Below are 25,633 nucleotides of genomic sequence, written 5' to 3' on the forward strand. Positions count from 1 at the left end.
ATGACAGCTCCAAAACCTGTAGCACTGATCATCATGGATGGCTTTGGTCTGCGTAACACGGTGGAAGGCAATGCGGTAGCGCAAGCCAAAAAACCGAACTACGACCGTTTCATGAGCCAATTCCCACATACAACACTCACTGCTTGCGGTGAAGCTGTAGGTTTGCCAGAAGGGCAAATGGGAAATTCCGAGGTAGGTCACCTGAATATTGGTGCCGGCCGGATCGTATACCAGGATTTGACTCGTATCTCCAAATCCATTCGTGACGGCGAGTTCTACGACAATGAAACACTTGTCAAAGCTGTTCGCGAAGCGAAACAAAGCGGCAAAAAGCTTCATCTCTACGGCTTGTTGTCCGATGGCGGCGTACATAGTCACATCGACCACCTGTTTGCTATGCTGGATCTGGCCAAAAAAGAAGGAATGAATGATGTATATATTCATGCTTTCATGGATGGCCGTGATGTTATGCCAGACAGTGGTAAAGACTTCATACAGAAGCTGATCGCTAAGATTGAAGAAGTCGGTGTAGGACAAATCGCAACGGTTCAAGGTCGCTATTACGCGATGGACCGTGACAAACGTTGGGAACGGGTTGAGAAATCATACCGCGCCATCGTTTATGGCGATGGACCAAAATACACTGACCCACTCAAAGCGGTTGAAGAATCGTATGAGAAGTCCGTATTTGATGAATTCGTTGAACCAACGGTTATCGTCAAAGCGGATGGTGAGCCGGTAGGTTTGGTAGAGAGCGGCGATTCCGTTATCTTCCTCAACTTCCGTCCTGACCGTGCGATCCAGTTGTCGCAAGTATTCACGAACCAGGATTTCCGCGGTTTCGATCGTGGTCCGAAGTTCCCTGTGGGCTTGCACTTTGTATGCTTGACTTTGTTCAGCGAGACGGTTGAAGGTTATGTGGCTTATTCGCCGAAGAACCTCGACAACACCCTGGGTGAAGTTCTGGTACAGAACAATAAAAAACAACTGCGTATTGCAGAAACTGAGAAATACCCGCACGTTACCTTCTTCTTCAGCGGCGGTCGTGATGTGGAGCTTCCGGGCGAAACTCGTGTACTGATCAACTCACCAAAAGTTGCAACGTATGATCTGCAACCGGAGATGAGCGCGTATGAAGTAGCTGACGCATGTGTTCGCGAGATCGAAGCAGACAAACATGACGCCATCATTCTGAACTTTGCTAACCCTGACATGGTTGGACACTCCGGCATGCTGGAGCCTACCATCAAAGCGGTTGAAGTAACAGATGAGTGCATGGGCCGTGTTGTGGATGCAGTACTTGCCAAAGGCGGCGTTGTACTGATCACGGCGGATCATGGTAACGCGGATATGGTGTTCGATGAGAAAGGACGTCCGTTCACAGCTCATACAACGAACCCGGTTCCATTCATCGTTACTGATGCAAATGTAACGATGCGTGAAGGCGGAATCCTGGCAGATATCGCGCCAACGATCCTTGACCTGATGCAATTGCCTAAACCGGCTGAAATGACAGGTACATCTGTCATCGCTACCCGTAAATAAGTTACACAACAACATATATAATTGGGCGGTTTGGTGTTTGCGCATTGAACGAAGGCAGCAGAAATAGTCTGAAGAAGCGAAGCGTTCGCCTTTATCACATGATTTCAACTTATGAAAATAAGTTCAAAGAAATCAGGGGATAACAGCGATTGGAAGACGATTCTGCTGATGTAGTAAAATAAGAGCAAACACAAGTTGGTCCAAAAATTAAATCCCAACTATAAAGGAGATTATCACAAATGACTATTATTTCTGACGTGTACGCTCGCGAAGTCCTCGACTCCCGCGGTAACCCTACAGTAGAAGTTGAAGTATACCTGGAGTCCGGCGCAATCGGACGCGCAATCGTTCCATCTGGTGCATCCACTGGTGCCCACGAAGCAGTTGAGCTTCGCGATGGCGACAAATCCCGTTACCTCGGTAAAGGCGTTCTGCAAGCTGTTAAAAACGTAAACGAAACAATCGCTCCAGAAGTTATCGGTATGGATGCATTGGATCAACTGGGTATCGACAAATTGATGATCACTTTGGATGGTACGCCAAACAAAGGTAAACTGGGCGCTAACGCAATCCTGGCTGTATCCATGGCAGTAGCTCGCGCAGCTGCTGACGCTCTGGACCTGCCATTGTACGTTTACTTGGGCGGATTCAACGCTAAAGCATTGCCAGTTCCAATGATGAACATCATCAACGGTGGTGAGCATGCTGACAACAACATCGACGTTCAAGAGTTCATGGTTCTTCCAGTTGGAGCACCAAGCTTCAAAGAAGCTCTTCGCGTAGGTGCAGAGATCTTCCACAACTTGAAATCCGTATTGAGCTCCAAAGGCTTGAACACAGCTGTAGGTGACGAAGGTGGTTTCGCACCGAACCTTGGTTCGAACGAAGAAGCAATCACTACAATCATCGAAGCAATTGAAAAAGCTGGTTACAAACCAGGCGTTGACGTATTCCTGGGTATGGACGTTGCTTCCACTGAGTTCTACAAAGATGGTAAGTACACACTTGCTGGCGAAGGTAAATCTTACACTTCTGCTGAGTATGTTGATCTTCTGGCTTCATGGGTTGAGAAATACCCAATCATCACAATCGAAGACGGTATGTCCGAAGATGACTGGGATGGTTGGAAATTGCTCACTGAGAAATTGGGAGACAAAGTACAACTCGTTGGTGATGACCTGTTCGTAACAAATACTGAGCGTCTGGGCAGAGGTATCAACGAAGGTATCGGTAACTCCATCCTGATCAAAGTTAACCAAATCGGTACATTGACTGAAACATTTGATGCAATCGAAATGGCTAAACGCGCAGGATACACAGCTGTAATCTCTCACCGTTCCGGTGAGTCCGAAGACAGCACAATCGCTGATATCGCTGTTGCAACTAACGCTGGTCAAATCAAAACGGGTGCTCCTTCCCGTACTGACCGTATCGCGAAGTACAACCAATTGCTCCGCATTGAGGATCAACTGGGTGAACTGGCTCAATACAATGGTCTTAAAGGATTCTACAACCTTAAAAAATAAGCTGGATATCCAGCTTTTACGGGCAAGCCGGGTAACCGGCTTGTCTTTTTTATTGCAACGAAGTAATGGTATAACGTAAGGATCACGCAGATGGTGAAATTTAGGGCATTGTATAAACTGTACTACTTGTAGTACAACCATAGCTATGTTACAATTAAAGTAACTGTTTTTATGGTGAGATGTATGCCCACATGGGTAGGAGGTGGAAAGAATGGATATTGCTTTGAAATTGCTGCTCGTTGTTTTCTCGATCGGTCTAATCACTGTAGTATTACTGCAGCACGGGAAAAGCGCTGGTTTGGCGGGTGCCATCTCCGGTGGTGCGGAACATCTTTTCGGTAAAACGAAAGCGCGCGGATTGGATCTCTTCCTGCAACGTGCAACGGTGGTACTGGGTGCAGGATTTATGATTTTGTCTATTGTTGTTACGGTGGCTTCCAAGTAAGAATTGGAACTGCTGTTCAATGAATAGCTTAAGCTAATGTCTTAATTGATGAACCTTCGTTTCGTGAAGAAACGGGGGTTTTTTAATAAATTCTTACGCGTCCAAACTTTCCCAACAATTTAATCTATAGACTCCATGATTTTCGGTCTTCTTCTCACTTCTGTTCGGTTTTCCTTCCTTAACATGCAACACACCCCTATCATGTATGGTATGTCCCTCGCTTATTCGTTACGCGAACTCACTCCCTATAATGAATGTCATGTGTACAGAAAATTTTCGGATGTAGTCCTTTTCCAGATGCGCACAGCACGTGTATCGCATAAAATGCTGTAGAGATACGTGAAAGCGTGATTTTAGAGGAGCGCCCGGCAACTGTGGTTTTTTTGCGAGGTACGGATGGGCCGGATTGAATTCGTGTATACTAGGGTATGAGATAGTATGGTTGTACTACTACACTCTTCACAGCAATGATATTGTATTGCATGAAAAAGGTAAGAATTCCGATACATAAAGAGATGAGACTTGCTTACACTTTTATGTTTCCCGAGGTGAATATATTAATGATAACAGAACAACAATTGCTCGACTTCATGCGGGAAACCGCTTATAAACCTATGACTTATCAGGAGTTGGAACAGCACTTCGCTATTGAAGATGCAGCTGATTTCAAAGCCTTTTTGATTATGCTTAATACGCTGGAGGAATCCGGTAAAGTTTTGCTGACCCGTAACAATCGCTATGGCATGCCAGAGCGCATGGATTTGGTACGTGGACGTTTACAGGCTCACGCCAAAGGTTTCGCTTTCCTTATCCCTGAGGATCGGGAGCACCCGGATGTGTACATTCACGCCAATGATATGAAAAGTGCGATGAATGGTGATACGGTATTGGTTAAAGTCACATCTCAAGGACCTTCAGGTGGTCGCCTGGAGGGTGAGATCGTCCGTATTGTTACTCGTGCTGTGACACAAGTCGTTGGTGTGTTCCAGAGTCATGAGGTGTACGGATTTGTCATTCCGGATGATAAACGGATTAATCGCGATATTTTCATCCCACGTACCAACTTTGCTGGGGCGGTTGATGGACAGAAGGTCGTAGCCAAGATCGTCAGCTATCCGGAGGGTCGTGCGGCGGCCGAGGGTGAAGTGATCGAGATTCTCGGTCATAAGGATGAGCCGGGTATTGATATTTTGTCCGTCATTCGCAAGCATCAGCTGCCTGAAGCTTTCCCTGATGAGGTGGTAGAAGAGGCGGAGAAAGCACCAGACTCCATCACGGATGAAGAGATTGTACAACAGGGTCGCCGTGATCTGCGCGGGCTTAACATTGTCACGATTGATGGCGAAGATGCCAAGGATCTGGATGATGCTGTTAACGTAGAGAAACTGCCTAACGGGAACTATCGTTTGGGTGTTCATATTGCCGACGTTGGCTATTATGTGCAGGAGAATTCCAAGCTTGATCAGGAAGCCTACAACCGTGGATGCAGTGTGTATCTGGTGGATCGGGTTATTCCGATGCTGCCACAGCGTTTGTCCAACGGGATCTGTAGTTTGAACCCGCAGGTAGACCGCTTGACACTGTCTTGCGAGATGGAGTTTAACGACCAGATGAAGGTTGTTAAACATGACATTTTCACAAGTGTAATCAAAACCAAAGAGCGGATGACGTATTCCAACGTCCGTAAAATCCTTGAGGGTGAAGAGCCGGAATTGCTCGAGCGTTATAAGGATCTGGTAGATGATTTCCATCTGATGAAAGAGATTGCTTTGAAGCTGCGTGCTATGCGTATGCGCCGTGGTGCGGTTGACTTTGATTTTGAAGAATCCAAAATCATTGTGGACGCAGAATGCAAACCGGTAGATATCGTAAAACGGGAGCGTTCGATTGCAGAGCAAATCATTGAGGAATTCATGTTGGCAGCGAACGAAACAGTGGCAGAGCATTTCCACTGGTTGAAGGTTCCTTTCATTTATCGTGTGCACGAAGACCCGGACCAGGAAAAATTGCAAAATTTCCTCGCCTTTGCGGCGAATTTTGGACACCAGGTCAAAGGACGTGGCAATGCGATTCATCCACGGGCGCTTCAATCGTTGCTTGAGGATATCAAAGAAACAAAAGAACAAACCGTTATTAGCACAATGATGCTGCGTTCTATGAAACAGGCGAAGTATGATTCTGAAATGTCAGGTCACTTTGGCCTCGCGGCAGAATTCTATAGTCACTTTACGTCTCCAATTCGTCGTTATCCCGACCTCGTCATTCACAGGGTGATTCGCGAAGTCATTGAAAATAATGGTGCTTTGCCGGAGAACCGTCAGGAATATCTGGCAGCGCGCATGTCCGATATTGCGCAGCAGTCTTCGGAACGTGAACGTGTGGCGGTAGAAGCTGAGCGGGATACGGAGAAAATGAAAAAAGCCGAGTACATGCTCGACAAAGTAGGCGAAGAGTTCGAAGGCATGATCAGCAGTGTGACCAGCTTTGGTATGTTCATTGAACTGGAGAACACGGTTGAAGGTCTGATTCGCCTGAGCGCACTCACGGACGACTATTACCATTTTGACGATCAGCATATGGCTCTGATTGGTGAACGTACCTCGAAAGTCTTCCGCATCGGTGATGAAGTGAAGATCCGTGTGGCACGTGTAAGCATGGAAGAGTATACGATTGATTTTGAAATGGTCGATATGAAACCTCGCGGTGAACGTCCTGGCGGCTTCGGTGGCGGACGTGGCGGTAAAGGTGGTCGCCCAGCAAGTGGTGGCGGTCGCGGCGGTGCCAAGGGTGGACCAGGTGGATTCAGCGGTTCGCGAGGCGGCAAAGGCGGCTCATCCGCTGCTGGAGCCAACCGTGGTGGCAGATCAACGGAAGAAAGCAGCAAAGGTGGACGTGGCGGTCGCGGTGGAGCAGCGAGTGCAGGCGCGGGCGCAGGCTCATCTGGTGGCTACGCAGGTAAAGGCGGCGGCAAACCAAAAGGTGAGCGTCGTGCTGGTGATGCTGGAGGATCAACTGGCCGGGGTAAAGGCGCAGTGAGCTTTGGTTTTGGCTCAGGTAAAGGCGGTTATAGCTCTACATCGGGTGGATCGGATACTAGTTCAACCGGTGGACAAGGAAGTGGCCTGAACAGCGGCAGCGGTCGCGGTGAAGGAAGCTTTAAGTCAGGCAAGGGCGGCAATAAAGGTGGCAAAGGCGGAAGTGGACGCAAAAACACTTCGCCGAGCGGCGTATTTATTGGAGAGAATGCAACTCCTGGTGGCGCTCAGGAAGGCGGAGCACCACGACGCAAGCGGAAGAAGAGCAAAGGTGAAGCTGGTAACGGCACGGCAGCTTTTGTACGGAAAAAGAAAAAATAAAGCTAACGTAACTTGGAGAAATGGATTACAAGTCGTTCCTCCAGGTTAAGCGTTGGAGAAAATAGTCACTTCAGCCGGTGTGTTGTTTCGCACAGTCTGAAAGTGGTGTAATGAGGAGGGGCGGCAGAGGTCGCCTCTTTCTTGATTTTAACAGCCGTACTTGCTACAATTAGGGTCTGGCACGTGGTACCTTGGTGCAACATTGGGTGCGCTGCTATAGAGCATGGTACCGGCTTATTTTACGGAGAAGGAGTGAGGACATGGGCAAGAATGATGGACAGAGTAAAGTGCTCGCACAGAATAAAAAGGCTTCCCATGACTACTTCATTGAAGATACGTATGAAGCGGGCATGGTGCTTACCGGAACGGAGATCAAATCTCTTCGTAACGGCCGTGCGAATATTGGTGATGCATTTGCCACGATTCGAAACGGTGAGATTCATATTCATAATATGCATATTAGTCCTTTTGAACAAGGGAACCGAAATAATCCGCTCGATCCGACACGTACGCGCAAGTTGTTGATGCATAAAGTGCAGATTCACAAGCTGCTCGGGCTGTCGAAACAGGATGGGTACAGCATTGTGCCGCTGAAAATCTATATCCGCAATGGTTATGCAAAGCTCTTGCTTGGACTGGGTAAAGGTAAGAAACAGTATGATAAACGGGAGACTGCGGCTAAGCGGGATGCACAACGTGATATCCAACGGGTACTGCGCGAAAAGCAGAAGGTTGCGCGTTAAGTGGAGCGCTGGGCGTAAAGGCTTTACTTTAAGTGTATAAGATAGTTTTTTATGATGAAGCTAGGAAGATTGATGTATGAGTTAAGGAGTCTCAAGGTTTGTCCTGCAATGGGCAAGATTGAGGCTTTTTTTATTTGTGTTTGGGGAAGGTGATTTGATGTGAATAGCCGAAGTGTGCAGTTGGCTGATTTTTGTTGTGTGTGACTAAGAAAATTGCCAGGAGCATGGAGAGTGCGGTGATGAATTTAAATTATCAGCTGTTGCGTAGTTTATCAGGCGCGTGGGTAAAATACTAAGGTACAGTTGTTCGTGAGCCGATCTGGGTAAACTTTACTTCCGATTGGCGACGCGGTATAATATGTAGACGATTGAGCCTGTTGTATTGGATAACCTTGTACACATGCTCAGCCTGCTGGAATGTCTTCCAGCAATCTGTACTATTTCGGTGATGTGTCCTGTGTTATGATTACTCATGTAGCAGACTGGAATGCCGAGTTTGAAAGAAGCATCTTTTTACCTTGGAGGAAAAAGATGTGCAGCACCTTTGCTCCGTATTCACGGATTAATCCTGGAGCCCTTCTTCATTGAGGGGGCGTTTATGGATTCGACGGGGATAGTTCGAGCATGGGTAGCGGGTAGTGGGGACGCGTCCGCTTTATCAACGCTAAAGCCTATTAAACGGCAAACAACAAACAAACTACGCTTTCGCAGCCTAAGAAACTGTGTGCGTGCTTCTACCCTGCATCGCCCATGTGACAGGGATAGGGGCTAACTAGTAGTGGGATACGCTGTCACATCTCCGCCTGGGGTGTGCTGAAGAAGACAATCAGGCTGACCCAACGTATAGCCGGTTACGGGGCGATACTCGGGTGACATCAAAACTGTGACTACACCCGTAGAAGCTTATGTGTCGTTATCTTCGGACAGGGGTTCGACTCCCCTCGCCTCCATTAGAGTCAAAAACCATCAACCAGTAAATCTGGTTGGTGGTTTTTTAGTTTATGATATAATAAACAGAAATTTAGATTGGGGGACTCAGGATGTTTACAAATCGAAAACAACTCCAAGAAATTTTAAACAAAGCAAGTCAACATGCACGGAAACAAGCTAAAGAATCAGGCGCCTCTATTTATTATATAAAGAATAACAAACGCGTTCGTGAGGATGCTGCGGGTAATAAATTTGAAATTATATTTGATGCTACTGGGAAACGCCAGGAGTTTGAGTATCATGAGTGAAATCAGACCAGTCATGACGGTATTTGCTGGAACCAATGGAGCAGGGAAAAGTACACTCAGTATGCAAATGAGAGAGTGGCTTGGTGAACTGGTTGATCCGGATCAAATTGCAAGAGAGTTGAAGCCAGAGAATCCGCGCAGTGCTGACCTGTCTGCTGGCAGGGAAGCTGTGAAAAGAATCCGATCTCTCATTAAAAGTGGTGTAAACTTCGCTATTGAAACGACATTGTCCGGATCATTTGTTTTAAAAAATATGGAAATTGCAAAAGAAAACAGTTACGAAATTGTCGTATACTATATCGGCCTTGAGGATGTGCAAATGCATATAGATCGTGTTGCCTCTCGTGTTGAACAAGGTGGACATTGGATTGCAGAAGAAGACATTCGTTATCGATATGGTCAGTCTTTGAAGAACCTTAAACCGGCTCTATCTATCGCAGATCGGGTTATCATCATTGATAATACATACGAGCCTTTAATTGTTGCTGAAATCATACAGGGTGATTTGATCTATTGTGTTGAGTCCATACCTGCTTGGGCTAATCCTGTTCTTGTGGGTTACTGATACACGGGACATCACAACAGTGACTATACCCGTAGAAGCTTTTGTTCCGTTATCTTCGGACAATTGTTCGACTCCCCTCGCCTCCATTAAAGTAAGCAAAATCCACCAACCATTGTTCTGGTTGGTGGATTTTTATTTTATGATATAATAACCTAAATTATATAAATGGAGGGAATCGAGGTATATGTAGGTCGAAAAGCTTTAAGAAAGTATATCAGGTACATTTAGGTTCTGAAACGTATGTAGGTATCTATAGCCTGCTTTAACTAGACCAAATTATGATAATAGAAAATACATACGGGCCATCCATTGTTATGAGGATTTTTAATAGCTTGTTGATTCTATTTTGTGGAGCCTACGTTGATTTGTGCTCAAATTTAGTATTAAGAAATTAGATTAGGTAACATCCATACTGAGACTACTCCCCGCAGATCTTTGGAAGAGGCTTGACTCTCAGGGTCTATTTTATGAAAAACTAATTTTATAGTGTGTAACATTACATAGCACAATGTTGATTCTATAACAGAGTAAAGGAGTAGTTATTTTGGATACGTACTTATATTTGTTTTTTCATCTTCTATCACATGCTCTTCTTGGGGCGGTAATTGCATACTGCTTTTTGCCAAGGGATACATGGAAAAATCTTATGATATGTTTATGTTCGGGTGCACTGTGTGGAATAATTCCTGATATTTTTGGGGATAGAAGTGTAGCTCCGTGGTCCCATTCTGTATTATTTACACCTTTTTTAGTTTTAGGAATAGCATATTTGACAAAATTATTCTATAAAAAGACAAGTTTCAAATTAATCTGGGGATCCTCTATTTTGTCTGTCTTGTTTGGACACTTATTTTTAGACTATATGGGACATGATTTACCAGCATTCTACCCCCTTAGCGATAAATCATATATTATGGAAGCCATTACATTGGGAGATCCATGGATATGGTTTCCGTTAATTATTGGTCTTGGATTGAGTGTTTTTTTGAGGGACAAGCCTAAATTACCCGTAGTTACTTCGATACTATTCATATTGGTATATTTAGTTTTTCGAATAATATCAAAAGAAATAATCGAGCACAAAGTTCAAGTTCAACACCCAGTTCCTGAAAAGTCATATATTATAGTGGAGCCCGATAGTCATTTTGAATTTCCTTTAGATCCGAGAAAGTGGTTAGAGTTCAGGTTTCGAGTCATCAGTCCTCATTTCTCTAAAGGTGGTGATGCAGGTATACTGGGAGAGAAATCAGACAAACTATTCTGGTACGATTTTTATCCAGTAGCCTTTGAGATAAATTTATCAAGAGGAAAGTATGTTCCAATAAATTCACAGGATTCTAAAGTTGTGATATCTGTTACTAAGGAATGGAAAGAAGCGGGTTCTAACTTTATTCAGGGAAAGTATGATGGAAACCTTCTTACCTACAAAGAAACCACCAATGGTCAGTGGGAAGAAGTTATACCGCAATAGTTTTCTACAGTTTCTATCCACCATCAACCAGCGGTCTGGTTGGTGGTTTTTCTGTTTATGCTATAATCTTTGTAAAATAAGCTGATGCAAGCCTAATTTACTCTGTAATCTCCCAAAGGAGGCAAAAAAGCATGAGCCAAACGCAGCAACAGATCCGCGAGTTTGTTGCAGGGGTACAAGCATATGTGTCGCCAGTAAATGTGATTAATCCTTGGAGAGATTATGTGAAGGGCTATGATATCGGCCCCGAAGCGGTGAAGATTCGGTCGGAACATATGGTCAGGTATTTCGAACCAAGAATGTTCAAGGGGCGGTACATTTTTATTGCTGAAGCTGTGGGATATCAAGGGGCGAGGTTCTCCGGTGTACCCTTGACGTCCGAGCGAATGGTTACCGGGAATCATTCGCTGGTGAATCACGAGATGATTTTTTCGGGCGAGCCGGGCATCCGAACAAGCCTGCCCAATATCGCCAAACCTAACCGGAGTCAGGCGCTGTATGGTTTTGCAGAACCGACAGCATCCATCATATGGGGTGAAGTGTTATCCAGTTCAAGGTGGAAACTAACGGACTTTATATTTTGGAACATTTATCCCTTTCATCCTTATCAATCTGCCGAAAACAGGATGACGAATCGAACGCCGACTTTGGCAGAGTTGGAGGATGGTTTGCCGTTTGCCAGACAGCTTATGCAACTAAATCCTGATGCTCAGATTGTGGCTATTGGCAGAAAGTCAGCAGACACGTTAAGCTCCCATTTCATTAAATATCATCATGTTCCCCATCCTGCAAATGGAAGAGCAGTACAATTCCAAAAAGCAGTAAGGTCAATGATCTAGCCCATTTTGAACTGGAGGAGTGTAAGGCTGAGATATGAACTCTTATCGTCTAAGTGTCCGCACATAACGTAATGCCCTATCATATAAAGATTGGTTGGTGAAGCTAAATGAGTGAAAAATACTGGCTTGTGGTGCAATATCCACTGAAGAGCGCGCAGGGCAGCAAACGAGATCATTGGTTGAAGGAAAAGGTGATGGAATATCTGGAAACCGTTCTGACCCAGGCGGAGTTGGGAGAGCTGGATGGATGTGACCTGGGCAGCCGTGTGGCTGATCCGAAGGAATATGTAATGAACATTTTCTGTGTGGTAACGGACGAAGATCGGAGCATAGCGCTGATTAAAAAAGTGCTGAGAGAGAGTCGGTTGGATTATACCCGCATCCAAATCGCTACGATGCCATATGGCACAGAAGGAAGCTACACGCTGAAATATGCCTCCAAAAAAGGCGTTACCGAATTCTCGCTTTGATCACGATTCGCTGTTTCTTACCATAACGAACTCTGTACTTGTCCTGCCCGAGGGCAGTTTGCCCCCAATATTTTCCCCACTTAAATTCATCATACGAGAAGACCATAATTGGACTTCCCAGCCTTAACCACTCGATCAACACTCTGTAAGTAGTAAGATTATGCCCGTAAATATTCTAATCTTGCTCAAAAGTATGCCATATCGAGGTAGACGTTTATCATCTTCTTTTGTGTACTCAGATCCTCCGCCTCTCCCTCGCCTCACTCTCCATCCGGCACAAACCACAACTTATTATCTGTACCTCCAACATTTTATAAAGCAGTACTTCTTGCGGCTCCAATTAGGGGCCCCTACCCGCAGCACTCACCACGATCAGATCCCCAAAGCCTCATTTCACTTCACTCAGTCAAGCTATATCCAAGCGATAAAAAGAGTTGAGCCTCCTCCATGCACAGTCCTATAATATACAATTGTATAAAATCCGAGAGAGTGGTGGATATCACAACAGGTCATCCGATCCCAGCCGATAAACCCATCACACCTCGGAACCAAAGGAGGGTCACATCGAATCAAAGAGCCAAAGATGTAACAACAGATGCAGGAGCAGCAACAGAAGGAGATGAAAAATAGAAGTGAAAGCAACAGTCCAATCAGATATTGAGACCGATGCAGAAGTAAACGCAAATGCAAAAGCGAACACCAGCGCAATGAAGAAGAATTGGACGGCCCGTTTCAAAGCGTTCATTCAACGCAAGCCCAAGACGCTGGCTTTTAAAATCCCGTTTGCCTACTTTGTCATTATTCTGCTAACGGTGGCGTTCAGTGCATTGGTGTTGAATCGAATCTCGGAAAATGACGCGCAACGAAAGATCAATGAGGCATCACTTCAGACGATTACATCCATTGAGACCAACGTTAATCTGATGATCGAGAACGTGAACAATTATTCGAAAATGATTTTCTCCGATCCCAACTTGCAAAACCTGCTGCGGCAGGGCAATGTGTACTCCAATTTACAGACACAGTCCAAGGTCAGCGCGTATTTGACCAATCTTATGCAAGCGGTTCCAATTATCGATTCAGTATATATTTACGATAATTCGGGGCACCGATTCTCGGTTGGTACACAGGAATGGCCCACGTTTATGGAAGCAAATGTGAAGGAAGCGCCGTGGTACGAACAGGCACTGAAGCACAACGGACGATACCTGCTCAGGCTGAATGGTGGCAACAACGACAGCGGAGTCTCGGCGACGGGGGAGAATGATGGGCAAGAGGTGGTCTCGTTTATTCGCCTCATTCGGGATTTGGATGATACGTCTCCGCTGGGATTTTTGGTCATGAACATCAAGGGCAAATCCATCGCTCAAGCCTATGCTAACCTGTCTGCACCGGATTCATTTCAGGTCGCCATTCTGGATGAACATCAGCGGGTGATCGCAACGAACGCAATCGATGGAAAGAAGGCCGTGCCTGCTGTATCCGACGAGCCCATGCCAGCAGCTTCTGGACAGGAAGGGATGCAAGAGATGTTAGAGGCCAATCAGGCCAAGTTAAAACAAACCTTTCAAGAGCAATCCTCTGGCTTCATCACCTTGCAATCGGGTGGTCAGGAATATGCGGTGACCTATCGTTCGGCTGGTGATGATCGGTGGAAATTCATCAGCATGAGTCCATACCAGGCTACTGATACCCGTAATAAATCCATGGTGCTGCTTGCGCTAATATTACTGGCGGTGAACGGGACGGTCTTTTTCGTCAGTTCATTCATCATCTCGCGCAGCGTCATTAAGCCGATTCACAAGCTGCTTCGTTCCATGCAGAAAGCGCCAAGTGGAAACTTCCGCAAAGTGACGGTTGAACTGAACAGCTACGAATTCGCACAGCTATATGGAGGATACAACCAGATGATTGAGCAGATTGACCAGATGCTAAAACGCATCATTCAGGAGCAGCAGACGATCCGCCGAGCAGAGCTGAATACACTTCAGGCGCAGATCAAGCCGCATTTTCTATACAACACACTTGATTCCATTACCTCCCTGGCGATGTCGGGCATGAACGATAAGGTATGTGAGCTGTTAGAAGCGCTTGGAAGTTATTATCGGCTGAGTGTCAGCAAAGGGCGTGAACTGATTACACTGCACGAGGAGGTTGAGATTGTACGCAATTATCTGACGATCCAGCAGGTGCGATACCCCGGTGTATTTGAGGTGCAGTACGATATCGATTCAGGCTGTGAACGAGTGATGATTCCCAAGCTTGTGCTCCAGCCGTTGGTGGAAAATTCGCTGTATCACGGTATTCGTCCTAAAGGCAGCCCAGGTACGATACGCATTCAAGCTCGTCGCTCCAAGGAGGGAGTACTTCTAACGATCACTGATGACGGAGTCGGCATGTCCGAGGAAGAAGTGAAGCAGATTCAACGAACAGAAATGAACAGGTCTAATCGCTCGAACTCATCTAACCCATCTAACCCATCTAACACTTCTAACTCTTCTAATCCTTCTAATCCTACTCATAACTCTAAACACAATCCAAGCTTTGGCTTGTGGGGAACGATGGAGCGGCTTCGCATTTTCTATGACAGAGAAGATGGACTTAAGCTGCATAGCGAGGTTGGAAAAGGAACCACCATTATCATAACGATCCCGAAGGGAGCCGATGAATCATGGAACTAACTGTGGAACCATTAAAGGTATTGATTGTGGATGACGAGTACCTCATCCGTAATCTGCTGCGCATGCGTATCGATTGGGAGCAGCAAGGCATGAACATCATTGGAGAGGCCTCCGATGCTGCAGAGGCTTTGGAACAGGTCGAGCTGTTGCGCCCGGACATCGTGTTCACGGACATATACATGCCCAAGATGGACGGTATTGAACTGAGCGGCATCCTCATGGAGCGTTACCCAAACATAAAAATCGTGGTAGTGACGGGACATGATGAATTCGAATATGCTCGTCAGAGTGTGAAGCTGGGCATATCCGATTTTATTTTGAAACCTATTCGTGCTTCTGAATTATTACAGGTTACGACGAAGCTGCGAGTGGCAATCGAGCAGGAGATAGGGCGTCAGTACGAGCTGATGAACCTGCGGGAGGAGATGAAGCAGAGCTTGCCTTATCTCAGGGAGAGATTTGTAAATCAATGGTTAAGTGATGTGATATCTGAGGATGAACTACAAGAGAAGGCGCGTTTCTTCGGCATTCCTATCTCGTCTGGTGAACCTGGATCACGCATCGCAGTAATGGAGGTGGAGGTTGCTGTACCGCAAGCTAAGATAGCTGCACCAGAGGTATATCCACATCTGTCCGAACCATATCACCAAACACGCCAAACACACCAAACACATGAAGCACATCGAGGACCCCAACAACAACATGGTCAGCCCCAATTAAGCCAGCATCAAACAGAAGCCCATCGACAACCCGCTGAGGAAATACATATTTTGCTGCGAATGGTAGGCATGAAGCAGGTGCAGGCATTTTATCCGCAGGATTCACAAACCATTATCGTCATGGACCCGCATAACCGGATAGTTGTGCTCTCACTTGGTGCGGATACGGAATTTACCAATCAGGTACAGCAGCTTCAGGAAGAACTTCAACATACACTTAAGCTCGAAGGGTGTGAAGTTGATGTGACCGTAGGGATTGGGCAATGGCAATCAGGATGGGGAAGGGCCTGTGTGGGATACCGGGAAGCTTGTCGTGCACTCGATTATCAGGCGTTTGTGGGGAAAAATCAGGTTATTTGCTTCGAGGATCTGGTCATCGAAAACGGTAAGAGGCCCTACCACTCGGATGCTCAGTTGCTCCAACAACTGCAATTTTACGTCAGTGTTGGTGCGGGGGAAGAAGCCGTATTGTTGCTGGAGCGTATGCTGTCTGTGCCGTTCTCGGACGTTTCACAGTTTCGGATGGCAGCCATGGATGTGGTTACGGAGTGCCAGCGTGCTGCCATAGAGCAGCAGATTGTGGGAGAACACGCATTGAACAAAGAGGCCGTTGCGGCCATTTTTACAGCAGGTCATCTGCCTGAACTAAAAAGCATGTTGGAGCAGCACCTCCGTACTGTATCAGATGTCATACAAGCCAAACGACAGGCCAAGGAAGGCAATCTGATTGACCGGGTGATGGCTTATCTTGAAGAGAACATGGGCAATGCGGAAGTGGGGCTTTCCAGCACTGCGGCTGCTTTTTACGTAAGTTCGGGCCATCTGGGGCGGCTGATGAAAAAAGAAACCGGGCAGACATTTGTGGAATATATGACGCAGCTTCGTATGAGAAAGGCCGAAACGTTGCTGAAGCAGACCGATTTAAAGGGGTATGAGATCGGGCAGCAGGTAGGCATCCCGGACCCGCATTATTTCAGCGTCTTGTTCAAAAAACATATCGGTCGGTCCATGAACGAATATCGGAATGTAAAAACCTGAACAACGAGAATGTAAACCCCCACACTACCAGTTCCAATTCCACATATGTTCGAATATTACAAATCGATGCCTGTTTTCTAAATGGAGAACAACGCACATTTCGCCTAAAATATGGGCTAGAACGAACTAAAACACATAGGGAGGTCCATAGAGATGAAAGCGCTATTAAAAAAATCAGCAAGTCTAATTCTGACTCTGGGAATTGTAAGCAGTCTGGCGGCATGTTCATCCGGTTCGTCCGGTGGTACACAGGGGGAAAGTAATGGCAAGATCAAGCTGACGCTATGGGATCAATCGGTTGGCAATACCGATCCTTCGGCCAAGCTGCTGCCCGAGATTGTTGAGAAATGGAACAGCGAGCATCCGGACATCCAGGTTGAACGTACGGGCACGACAGGAGAACAGTATAAAACCAAAGTCAAAACATCGATTGCGGCTGGTGAGGCGCCAGACCTGTTCTATGGCATGGGTGGCGGCAGCTTCATGCAACCGTACATCAAATCCGGCAATGTGCTGGAAATCTCAAGTTACCTGACGGACGATATCAAAGAACGAATGGGCCCGGGAATGGCTGAGGCCATTAATATGGACGGCAAAATCTACACATTGCCCGTGTACACACATATCGCCAATCTTTACGTGAATACAGAACTGTTCGGGCAGGCGGGTGCCAAGATTCCGACCACCTATAACGAACTGCTGGATGCAGTCGCCAAGCTGAAAGCGGCGGGGATCACCCCAGCTGTGATTGGGGAGAAGGACCGCTGGCCGGGCATGTACTGGTACGACATTATTGCGATGCGTCAGGCAGGCAATGCTGCGGTGATGGAAGCCTTTAAAGATCCGTCGAAATGGGATTCGCCCGACTTTGTAGCCGCCGCGACTAAAATGCAGCAGCTCGCGCAAGCAGGAGCGTTCAACAGCAGCATGTTCAGCATGAGCTATGACGAGATGCTTGGGGCATTTAATGCAGGCAACGGGGCGATGATGTTCCAGGCCAACTGGGTGAATGCAGGAATTGAGGACCCGTCCTCCGCAGTCAAAGGCAAAGTGAAAGTGATTCCGTTCCCAGTGTTTGAGGATGGCAAAGGCACAAATACCGAAATCTTCGGCGGAGCCGTCGATGGTTTCTACATCAACCAGAATACCAAGCATTCGAAGGAAGCCGTGGAATTCCTCATGTATCTGAGCGAGCAGCTTGGTACACAAGGTTTCCTGGCTGGAGCCGGTCTGCCAAGCTGGAAAACAGATGCACTCGACACATCCAGCCTGTCCTCCCTTGATCTGTCTGCGGCAAATATTATGAAAACGGCGACCTCATTCATCGCGTGGTGGGATAACATTCTGCCAGCGGAGTCTGCCGAAGCGCACAAAAACTTGATTGCCCAGCTGCTTGCCGGCGATGTAACACCGGAGGAGTTCTGCAAACAGATGGCACAGCTCAAACCAACAGAGCTGAGCCTGTAGGTCGCGCAGGTTAATATGTGCGCAACTGTAATCCTTACATGTGTACGCTTGTGAGCTTGCCAAGCTGAAGCCTGCTAACAATGAAGATGAACCCAAACAAGGCGTGGTCCGGAATATCCCGGTCACGCCTTTGAGAGGAGAACAACAATGAACTCTGTATTTTCCAATAAAGGTACGATAGCCGTCTTTGTACTGCCCACACTGATTCTCTTCTGCGGCATTGTGCTCATTCCGATCTTTGTCTCCAGTTATTACAGTCTGCTGGATTGGAACGGCGTAGGCAGGGGTACATTTATCGGCCTGGACAACTATGTAGAGATGTTTAATGATACCCGTGTGCTGAATTCAATCAAGAACTCCCTGTTATTCGCAGGTGCTTCGGTGTTCATTCAACTGCCGATCTCGCTGGTGCTCGCACTGATTCTGGCGTCCAACGTCAAGGGGGAAGGTTTCTACCGGACCGTATATTTCATCCCGGTGTTGATCTCAACGGTGGTTATTGCCCAGTTGTGGTCAAAAATCTACAATGCCGATTACGGCCTGCTGAACGTGCTGCTGCAAAGTATCGGTTTATCCAGCCTGGCGCAGGACTGGCTGGGGCAGAAGGACACCGCGCTGGCGGCATCTTTTATTCCAACCTTGTGGCAGTACGTGGGGTATCACATGCTGCTGATGTATGCAGGTGCGAAGTCCGTGTCTCAGGATGTGCTCGAAGCGGCTCGAATGGATGGTGCTTCCCGTATTCGGACGGCGTGGTCCATTATGATCCCGCTGATGAAGCCAATTCTGAAGGTAAGCCTTGTTTTTTCGGTCATCGGTGCATTCAAGGTGTTTGACCTGATCTATGTGCTGACAGGTGGCGGGCCATTTTACACCACTGAAGTGCCAAGCACGCTGATGTACGCTACCATTTTTGATACGTTCCGGTATGGATATGGCAGTGCGATCTCGGTCTTTATCATTGTGGAGTGTCTGGTGTGTACGATCCTCATTAATTCATTGTTCAAAACGGAGTAGAGGGAGGCATAAGGCATGAGTACCGTAGAAGTCATGTTGCAAAAAAAGCCCAAGCCGAGGTCCATCTCCGGACCGATCGGGAAAGTGTTCCTGCAAGCGTTTCTGATCCTCGTTGCGATTGTGCAGATCTACCCGCTCATCTGGCTGGCGCTGTTTTCCCTGAAGGATAATAGTGAGATCTTCAGCGGTGATGTGGCCGGGTTGCCCAAAGCGTTTTTGTGGAGCAACTACACCAAAGCAATGTCCGACGGCCATGTGCTGACCTATTTTATGAATAGTGTGCTGGTTACTGCGGCCTCCATTGTCTTGGTACTGATCCTGTCCTCCATGACGGGATACGCAATCACAAGAATGAACTGGAAGCTCAGCGGGTTGACGATGACGATTATTTTGCTGGGCATGATGGTGCCGATTCATGCGGCGCTGCTGCCATTGTTTATTATTTTGAAGAATCTGAGCCTGCTCAACAGCTACTGGTCTCTGATCATTCCCTATGTGGCATTTGGCATTCCGATGGCGGTATTCATTCTGGGCAGTTTTTTCAAAGGTATCCCAAGAGAGATGGAGGAGTCGGCGGTTATCGACGGCTGCGGCATATACCGGACGTTTTTCTCCATTGTCCTGCCTCTGGTAACCCCGGCTATATCAACGGTAGCCATCTTCACATTTCTGTCATGCTGGAATGAGCTGATGTTTGCAGTTACGTTTATCAATAACACGGCTTACCAGACGTTGACGGTGGGTATGATGTCGATGGTGGGAACGTACATTACGCAATGGGGTATCATTGGTGCTGGACTGATGATTACGACGGTGCCGACGGTGGTCATCTATCTGCTGCTGAACAAACAGGTGCAGAAGAGTATGATCGCAGGTGCGATCAAAGGTTAGCTGGAGGCTGGACTGGAGAGCGTGGCAGTAGAAGCGCTTACTGCTCGCTCGCTGTACTCTCTTTCTGGTAGATATCGGCTTGATTCAGGATTTCGCAAGGTGTGGTTTCTGGACTAGACCGCGGTCTATGAACATGGAATAATAAGGGGTATGTAGCCAGTCAGTTGCAGAGAGGGGTCATTATAGTATGGTCAATATCGTGATGGTAGAGCAGGAGTCTGTTCGGGAAAAGGTTGTGGCGTTCACGTTTGATGATGGGCCACATCCGGTGTATACACCTCAAGTGCTTGAGATATTCCGGCGTGCCGGTGGGCGGGCGACGTTTTTCATGATTGGCCAAGAGATGGAGAACCACCCGGAGATTGCGGCGGAGGTACACCGGGAAGGGCATGAGATCGCCAACCATACGTATACGCATCCAGACCTGACCAAGTTGACGCTGGAGGAAGCCGGGGAGGAGCTGCAACGCGCAGAAAATCTTGTTCAAAAAGTTACGGGGCAACCTGCCCGATGCTTCCGCCCGCCGTATTTTGGCGTAAACGATGATATACTGTCTCTGGCAGCGGAGCGTGGATATCGTACGATTGGTGCAGTCAACGGTGATGCTAGGGATTGGGACAATCCCGGTGTTGAACACATTCTGGAGCATACCCGGTCTGCGGTGAAACCTGGCAGCGTGCTCATATTCCATGACGGGTACGGGGAGCGTTCCCAGACGGTGGAGGCGGTTCGTGTGCTGGTGGAGGAACTGGTCGCGGAAGGGTACCGTTTGGTGACGGTAAGTGAGTTGTTAGACATTTCTCGTGAGCATGATATAAAGACGACATAATTAAGTGGACCCATCATTCTTTGAATGACAGGGTCCTTTTTTAATATATATAATACATAGGAAGAACGGAGCGGAAGCACAAACTTTGCTTGCCCTCTCAAACTACTTTATAATAATAGGCTAAACTAGATTATGTCAGGAGGAAACAATGGACTTTATCAGAAATCAACTAGAAGAACTCGGCATGAGTGGACCCTCCATTGGTTATCTTTCAAACATCATTATGATTATTTTTATAGCAGTGATCTCGATATTGGCGAATGTGATTGCCAAGCGAGTGGTACTGAAGACGGTCCATCGTATCGTAAGTAACAACCGTTTCAAGTGGGGCCATATTGTGGTTCAGAAAAATTTATTTCAGAAGCTGTCGCATCTTGTGCCAGCCATTATAATCTATTATTCTGCTTATATTTTCTCGCCCTATCAGGCCATAATTGAAAAATCAGCAATGACCTATATGATTGTTATTATGATTACGGTTCTGAATGCTCTGCTGAATGTCTTCGATGATATCTATCGTACCTATGAGGTGTCGAAGATACGCCCAATCAAGAGTTACATTCAGGTAGCCAAGATTGTCCTGTTCATTATCGGGGGCATTATCGTTATTTCCAGCCTGATCGGACAGAACCCACTCATTATCCTTAGTGGACTTGGGGCGTTATCGGCGGTATTAATGCTCGTATTCAAAGACTCAATCCTGGGCCTCGTGGCCGGTGTACAGCTATCGTCGAATGATATGGTGCGCGTTGGTGATTGGATCGAGATGCCAAAGTATAATGCGGACGGTGACGTCATCGACATTACATTGAACACGGTAAAGGTTATGAATTTTGATAAAACGATTACGATGATTCCAAGCTACGCCCTCATTTCGGATTCGTTCCGTAACTGGAGAGGCATGCAGGTGTCCGGCGGCAGAAGGATTAAGCGGAGTATCTATATTGATATCAGCAGTATCCGTTTTTGTACGGAAGAGATGGTAGCTGAATTTGAGAAAATCCACTACCTGACTGATTATGTCACGGCAAAATTGAAGGAAATTCAAGCATACAACATGGAGCACGAGGTGAATACCGAAAGCAACGTGAACGGCAGACAACTGACAAACGTCGGTGTATTCCGGGAATATATCCATCAATATTTGAGGAATCATCCAAAAATCAATAAAGATATGACGATGATTGTGCGACAACTAGCACCGGAAGATCGTGGGCTGCCTCTGGAAATCTATGCATTCAGCAATGATATCAACTGGGGTGTATATGAGAACGTTCAGGCGGACATCTTTGACCATATCTTCGCGGTGGCGTCGACATTTGGACTACGTGCCTTCCAGAATCCAACTGGACATGACATTGTGCAGCTGAAAGAGGATAAGCAATATGCGCGAGAGTATTAAGAAGATTTATCAAAATAGATGTGACGGCCACCATATTGGTGGTCGTTTTTACGTTTGGATGCCCCTCCAATTTGGCCAAGGGTGAGAACACGTCGAGTGTTGGTAAGTTGGCTAATTTTTAAAATCACAGGAACACATCCAAATGTTTTATTTATGAGACTGACGGTCAGTTCATGGGAAAGGGTTCAGTGCAAGATAACAAAACATAATGTCTACAAAAACAAGTAGACATTATGTATTTCTTTACATTATAATCTAATTAATTCCATATTTTGAAAGGGGTGATTTGGAGCTTTTTCTGATCAGGCGTGTCTATGAACGAGGGAAAAGCATGAAGTCTCTTTGGCGTGCTAACTTTTCAAAAGAAATGGAGGGAGAATGAAATGAAGAAAACATTGTATTCTGCTATTATGATAACGCTTTTATCAGGATCGATTGTGGGTACGGCCTTGGCGGATAATTACGAGTCGAATGACACTTTGAGCAGCGCGTATAAAATCCCAACGCAAACGGTGGCCACTCCCTACGGTCCGGCTTACTGGGGTGGAAGTGCTTGGTCTTATCTATCATCCCCGACAGATGTAGACTACTTTACATTCAGAGGGCATGGCAAATCTGTCGTGCTGGGTTCTCCTTCCGGCTATGATTACGATCTGTACGCCTATGACAGCGCTGGAAATTTGGTTGCTTCTTCTACGAATACGTCAGGAGCGGATACAGTTCTTGTCGACTACAATAATGTATATTTTAAAGTGATAAGCAAAGATGGACGATACAGCGATACCGATGCTTACAGCGTAACCTTTTATAAAAGGGATGTCTGGGTGCCGTGACCAGCTCGTGAGAGTAAAATAACGTTAGGTATCGTAGACTTTAATGCTTCCGTCTCATGAATAGGAACTCTACCGCCTCAATGAGGTAGTAGAGTTTTATTTATTCAAGCCAATGCTCTGGAAGAATGGGTTACCATAGCCCCCACTTGAGTGCATTGGAAAATTTAATGGAGGTGAGTGCCGTGGCACGTGTATTAGTTGTGATGATCCCTGCAGAAGGCCATATCAATCCGTCGCTTGGATTAATCAAGGAACTGGTAGAGAACGGTGATGAAGTGGTCTACTGTTGTACCGAAAAATACCGGACGAAGATTGAAGCGATAGGCGCACAATTTAAAGCCTACTCCTTCAACGAGGCAACCCTGCTCAACAACCCTGGTATGAAGCCATTTGAACTCAAGCATCCTTACCAATTTTTATATATGATATTGGAAAAAGTTATTCAAAGGTTTATTCCAGATGTTCTGAATCTGATCGAACATGAAACCTATGACTATATCATTTTTGACTCCATAATAGGCTGGGGAGGACAAATTCTAGGTGAGAAGCTAGGTATACCAACGGTATGCTCAACCAGCACCTTTGTTTTTGTGGAGCCTCTTGGGTCAGACAATCAACTGAAGGATGATACGGAGGAGGTCAAGGAGCTATATAACAGCATCGTGGAAGTGTCCCAGCAAATAGCTTCCCAGTTCGATGTGGCTGTACCTTCCCTGGCGGAACTTTTAGAGCATTCAGGACAACTGAAGATTGTGTATACAAGTCGTTATTTTCAACCCATGGGGGAGAAGCTGGATGACAGCTTTGTATTCACTGGCCCATCTATTATCCCCCGAAAGGATGCGCCAGGCTTTGCAAAGGAGTCACTGTATGCTCTTTACAAACAGGCAGTTTATATTTCGATGGGAACCATTTTAAATAAGGATCTTGATTTTTATAAGCTTTGCTTTACGGCCTTTCGTGATTTGCCTGTGCAGTTTATCTTGTCTTCTGGGAAGGATACCGATATAGAGCCCATTGCTGATCTCATTCCTGACAATTTCATCATAAGACCCTATGTCCCTCAACTGGAAGTGTTGCAGTGTGTAGATGCTTTTCTAACACATGCAGGCATGAACAGTACCAGCGAAGCTTTGTATTACAATGTACCATTAATCATGCTTCCGTTAACATCGGATCAGCCGCGTGTAGCAGGCCGGGTACAGGAGTTGGGAGCAGGGGTCATCGTGGACAAAAATAACCTTACACCCGATGTGCTTAGAAACGCAGTATTAGAAGTGCTCGGTAATGCCTCCTACAAGGAGCATGCTGAGGTTATTGGGAAAACGTTACGCGATGCTGGCGGGTATAAGCAGGCTGCTATGGCTATTAAGAACTTTATAGGCAATCAACGGTTATCGGCCACGCCCATCTCTTCGTTTGAATGAAAAGGAGACCGTTCTTCATGGGAGCTAGAAGAGGAAGCCGTCACCTGACTAAAACGGAGTGGTGGCTTCTAATTGATTCAAGCGCGTATGGAGGGGTAGATAAACGGAGAGGGGCATTATTTTTACCATATTGTTCGTATACCTTTTGCAAAGGAGAGTCTTCAGATGAATCATCAAATTCCGGAATATACATTGAACGATGGCTTGAAAGTGCCTGCAATTGGATTTGGTACCTATAGTTTAAAAGGTGAAGAAGGCGTTAAATCGATCGCGTCCGCAATGGATGCGGGTTATCGATTAATTGATACGGCGTATAACTATGAGAATGAGGCAACGGTGGGCAGAGCAATCAAACAAAGCTCCATCGCCAGAGAAGAACTACTCATTTCCTCGAAGTTGCCGGGGCGTTATCACGCTCATGATAAAGCACTTGTGGCGATCCAGGAATCCCTGTACAGAGCGGATCTGGATTATTACGACCTGTATCTGATTCACTGGCCCAATCCGAAAAAGGACATGTATGTCGAGGCATGGCAAGCACTGATCGAAGCCAAAAAACGTGGATATATCCGATCCATTGGAGTCAGCAACTTCCTGCCTGAGCACAATGATCGGCTGATTAAGGAAACGGGGATAGCGCCGAGTCTGAATCAGATTGAGCTGCATCCGTTCTTTGACCAAGCCGATCAGCGGGAACAGGATACAAAGCATGGCATCGTGAACGAATCCTGGAGTCCGATTGGACGTGGCAATGATGCCGTACAGGATATTCTGAAGGATGAGAACATTCTTCGGATTGCGGAAACGCATGGCAAAACGCCAACCCAGATCATTCTGCGCTGGCATGTTCAGCTGGGTTCCATTCCCATTCCGAAAGCCGGCTCCTTGCAGCATCAACAGGAAAATATCGATATATTTGATTTTGAGTTGAGCACAGAAGAGATGCAGGTCATCTCTGCATTTAATCGTCCAGATGGACGTTTGTGGGATCAGGACCCAAGCGAGTACGAAGAATTTTAAAGAACGACAAATGAAGGGCTGCTCTCATGTCAGATATGACAGGTGGCAGCCCTTTATTGCTTTATTGTTGAAGCATATTAAGCAATGTTGCAGTTTTTCATGTTGCGTAAT

General features: G+C 46.5%; 20 protein-coding genes and 1 other RNA gene. All 21 read left to right on the forward strand.

Going from position 1 to position 25,633, the window contains the following annotated elements; genetic code table 11:
- Complete coding sequence (gene gpmI, locus MHH25_RS00930) at positions 1–1,545, forward strand: 2,3-bisphosphoglycerate-independent phosphoglycerate mutase (protein WP_340018874.1); 1,545 nt, start codon at positions 1–3, stop codon at positions 1,543–1,545.
- A gap of 239 nt (positions 1,546–1,784) precedes the next feature.
- Positions 1,785–3,071, forward strand: a complete 1,287-nt coding sequence (gene eno, locus MHH25_RS00935; protein ID WP_036616228.1) for a phosphopyruvate hydratase — start codon at positions 1,785–1,787, stop codon at positions 3,069–3,071.
- Between the two features lie 211 nt (positions 3,072–3,282).
- Positions 3,283–3,516: a preprotein translocase subunit SecG gene (gene secG, locus MHH25_RS00940; protein ID WP_017691238.1), complete on the forward strand. Its 234-nt coding sequence runs from the start codon at positions 3,283–3,285 to the stop codon at positions 3,514–3,516.
- A 560-nt stretch (positions 3,517–4,076) separates the two neighbouring features.
- Entirely contained in the window at positions 4,077–6,872 is a 2,796-nt protein-coding gene (gene rnr, locus MHH25_RS00945) for a ribonuclease R (protein WP_047841463.1), read from the forward strand.
- Positions 6,873–7,132: 260 nt separating this feature from the next.
- Positions 7,133–7,615: an SsrA-binding protein SmpB gene (gene smpB, locus MHH25_RS00950; protein ID WP_036674736.1), complete on the forward strand. Its 483-nt coding sequence runs from the start codon at positions 7,133–7,135 to the stop codon at positions 7,613–7,615.
- 588 nt (positions 7,616–8,203) lie between these two features.
- Positions 8,204–8,568, forward strand: a transfer-messenger RNA (tmRNA) gene (gene ssrA, locus MHH25_RS00955).
- Between the two features lie 87 nt (positions 8,569–8,655).
- Positions 8,656–8,853 (forward strand): hypothetical protein, encoded by a 198-nt coding sequence (locus MHH25_RS00960; RefSeq protein ID WP_036674733.1) that lies wholly within the window; start codon positions 8,656–8,658, stop codon positions 8,851–8,853.
- A complete protein-coding gene (locus tag MHH25_RS00965; protein ID WP_340018875.1) occupies positions 8,846–9,418 on the forward strand; it encodes a zeta toxin family protein in 573 nt (190 codons plus the stop codon). Before MHH25_RS00960 ends, MHH25_RS00965 begins: the two co-directional genes overlap by 8 nt.
- A gap of 544 nt (positions 9,419–9,962) precedes the next feature.
- Positions 9,963–10,889, forward strand: coding sequence for a metal-dependent hydrolase (locus MHH25_RS00970; RefSeq protein ID WP_340018876.1), 927 nt, complete (start codon positions 9,963–9,965; stop codon positions 10,887–10,889).
- Between the two features lie 131 nt (positions 10,890–11,020).
- Complete coding sequence (locus MHH25_RS00975; protein WP_340018877.1) at positions 11,021–11,728, forward strand: uracil-DNA glycosylase; 708 nt, start codon at positions 11,021–11,023, stop codon at positions 11,726–11,728.
- A 107-nt stretch (positions 11,729–11,835) separates the two neighbouring features.
- Positions 11,836–12,198: a hypothetical protein gene (locus MHH25_RS00980; protein ID WP_340018878.1), complete on the forward strand. Its 363-nt coding sequence runs from the start codon at positions 11,836–11,838 to the stop codon at positions 12,196–12,198.
- Positions 12,199–12,830: 632 nt separating this feature from the next.
- Complete coding sequence (locus MHH25_RS00985; protein ID WP_340018879.1) at positions 12,831–14,879, forward strand: sensor histidine kinase; 2,049 nt, start codon at positions 12,831–12,833, stop codon at positions 14,877–14,879.
- The gene (locus MHH25_RS00990) at positions 14,870–16,636 is read left to right on the forward strand and encodes a response regulator (protein WP_340018880.1); all 1,767 of its coding nucleotides are present in this window, start codon (positions 14,870–14,872) and stop codon (positions 16,634–16,636) included. Before MHH25_RS00985 ends, MHH25_RS00990 begins: the two co-directional genes overlap by 10 nt.
- A gap of 153 nt (positions 16,637–16,789) precedes the next feature.
- Positions 16,790–18,103 carry an extracellular solute-binding protein gene (locus tag MHH25_RS00995; RefSeq protein ID WP_340018881.1) on the forward strand — a complete coding sequence of 438 codons (1,314 nt, stop codon included), beginning with the start codon at positions 16,790–16,792 and terminating at the stop codon, positions 18,101–18,103.
- A gap of 147 nt (positions 18,104–18,250) precedes the next feature.
- On the forward strand, positions 18,251–19,120 hold the full coding sequence (locus MHH25_RS01000; protein WP_340018882.1) for a sugar ABC transporter permease: 870 nt from the start codon (positions 18,251–18,253) through the stop codon (positions 19,118–19,120).
- A 15-nt stretch (positions 19,121–19,135) separates the two neighbouring features.
- The gene (locus MHH25_RS01005) at positions 19,136–20,011 is read left to right on the forward strand and encodes a carbohydrate ABC transporter permease (protein ID WP_340018883.1); all 876 of its coding nucleotides are present in this window, start codon (positions 19,136–19,138) and stop codon (positions 20,009–20,011) included.
- Between the two features lie 187 nt (positions 20,012–20,198).
- Entirely contained in the window at positions 20,199–20,840 is a 642-nt protein-coding gene (locus MHH25_RS01010) for a polysaccharide deacetylase family protein (protein WP_340018884.1), read from the forward strand.
- 148 nt (positions 20,841–20,988) lie between these two features.
- The gene (locus MHH25_RS01015; RefSeq protein WP_076254274.1) at positions 20,989–22,242 is read left to right on the forward strand and encodes a mechanosensitive ion channel domain-containing protein; all 1,254 of its coding nucleotides are present in this window, start codon (positions 20,989–20,991) and stop codon (positions 22,240–22,242) included.
- 383 nt (positions 22,243–22,625) lie between these two features.
- Entirely contained in the window at positions 22,626–23,075 is a 450-nt protein-coding gene (locus tag MHH25_RS01020; protein WP_047841473.1) for a hypothetical protein, read from the forward strand.
- A gap of 182 nt (positions 23,076–23,257) precedes the next feature.
- Positions 23,258–24,502, forward strand: a complete 1,245-nt coding sequence (locus tag MHH25_RS01025; RefSeq protein WP_340018885.1) for a macrolide family glycosyltransferase — start codon at positions 23,258–23,260, stop codon at positions 24,500–24,502.
- 165 nt (positions 24,503–24,667) lie between these two features.
- Positions 24,668–25,522 (forward strand): aldo/keto reductase, encoded by an 855-nt coding sequence (locus tag MHH25_RS01030; protein ID WP_340018886.1) that lies wholly within the window; start codon positions 24,668–24,670, stop codon positions 25,520–25,522.
- The last annotated feature ends 111 nt before the right edge of the window (positions 25,523–25,633 follow it).

Origin of the sequence: Paenibacillus sp. FSL H3-0457 (assembly GCF_037981725.1) — a bacterium.
GTDB lineage: Bacteria > Bacillota > Bacilli > Paenibacillales > Paenibacillaceae > Paenibacillus > Paenibacillus amylolyticus.

Excerpts from the sequence above, each read along its gene's own strand:
- gpmI (WP_340018874.1), top strand. The coding sequence starts at position 1 with ATGACAGCTCCAAAACCTGTAGCACTGATCATCATGGATGGCTTTGGT.
- eno (WP_036616228.1), top strand. The coding sequence starts at position 1,785 with ATGACTATTATTTCTGACGTGTACGCTCGCGAAGTCCTCGACTCCCGC.
- secG (WP_017691238.1), top strand. The coding sequence starts at position 3,283 with ATGGATATTGCTTTGAAATTGCTGCTCGTTGTTTTCTCGATCGGTCTA.
- rnr (WP_047841463.1), top strand. The coding sequence starts at position 4,077 with ATGATAACAGAACAACAATTGCTCGACTTCATGCGGGAAACCGCTTAT.
- smpB (WP_036674736.1), top strand. The coding sequence starts at position 7,133 with ATGGGCAAGAATGATGGACAGAGTAAAGTGCTCGCACAGAATAAAAAG.
- MHH25_RS00960 (WP_036674733.1), top strand. The coding sequence starts at position 8,656 with ATGTTTACAAATCGAAAACAACTCCAAGAAATTTTAAACAAAGCAAGT.
- MHH25_RS00965 (WP_340018875.1), top strand. The coding sequence starts at position 8,846 with ATGAGTGAAATCAGACCAGTCATGACGGTATTTGCTGGAACCAATGGA.
- MHH25_RS00975 (WP_340018877.1), top strand. The coding sequence starts at position 11,021 with ATGAGCCAAACGCAGCAACAGATCCGCGAGTTTGTTGCAGGGGTACAA.
- MHH25_RS00980 (WP_340018878.1), top strand. The coding sequence starts at position 11,836 with ATGAGTGAAAAATACTGGCTTGTGGTGCAATATCCACTGAAGAGCGCG.
- MHH25_RS00990 (WP_340018880.1), top strand. The coding sequence starts at position 14,870 with ATGGAACTAACTGTGGAACCATTAAAGGTATTGATTGTGGATGACGAG.
- MHH25_RS00995 (WP_340018881.1), top strand. The coding sequence starts at position 16,790 with ATGAAAGCGCTATTAAAAAAATCAGCAAGTCTAATTCTGACTCTGGGA.
- MHH25_RS01000 (WP_340018882.1), top strand. The coding sequence starts at position 18,251 with ATGAACTCTGTATTTTCCAATAAAGGTACGATAGCCGTCTTTGTACTG.
- MHH25_RS01005 (WP_340018883.1), top strand. The coding sequence starts at position 19,136 with ATGAGTACCGTAGAAGTCATGTTGCAAAAAAAGCCCAAGCCGAGGTCC.
- MHH25_RS01010 (WP_340018884.1), top strand. The coding sequence starts at position 20,199 with ATGGTCAATATCGTGATGGTAGAGCAGGAGTCTGTTCGGGAAAAGGTT.
- MHH25_RS01015 (WP_076254274.1), top strand. The coding sequence starts at position 20,989 with ATGGACTTTATCAGAAATCAACTAGAAGAACTCGGCATGAGTGGACCC.
- MHH25_RS01020 (WP_047841473.1), top strand. The coding sequence starts at position 22,626 with ATGAAGAAAACATTGTATTCTGCTATTATGATAACGCTTTTATCAGGA.
- MHH25_RS01030 (WP_340018886.1), top strand. The coding sequence starts at position 24,668 with ATGAATCATCAAATTCCGGAATATACATTGAACGATGGCTTGAAAGTG.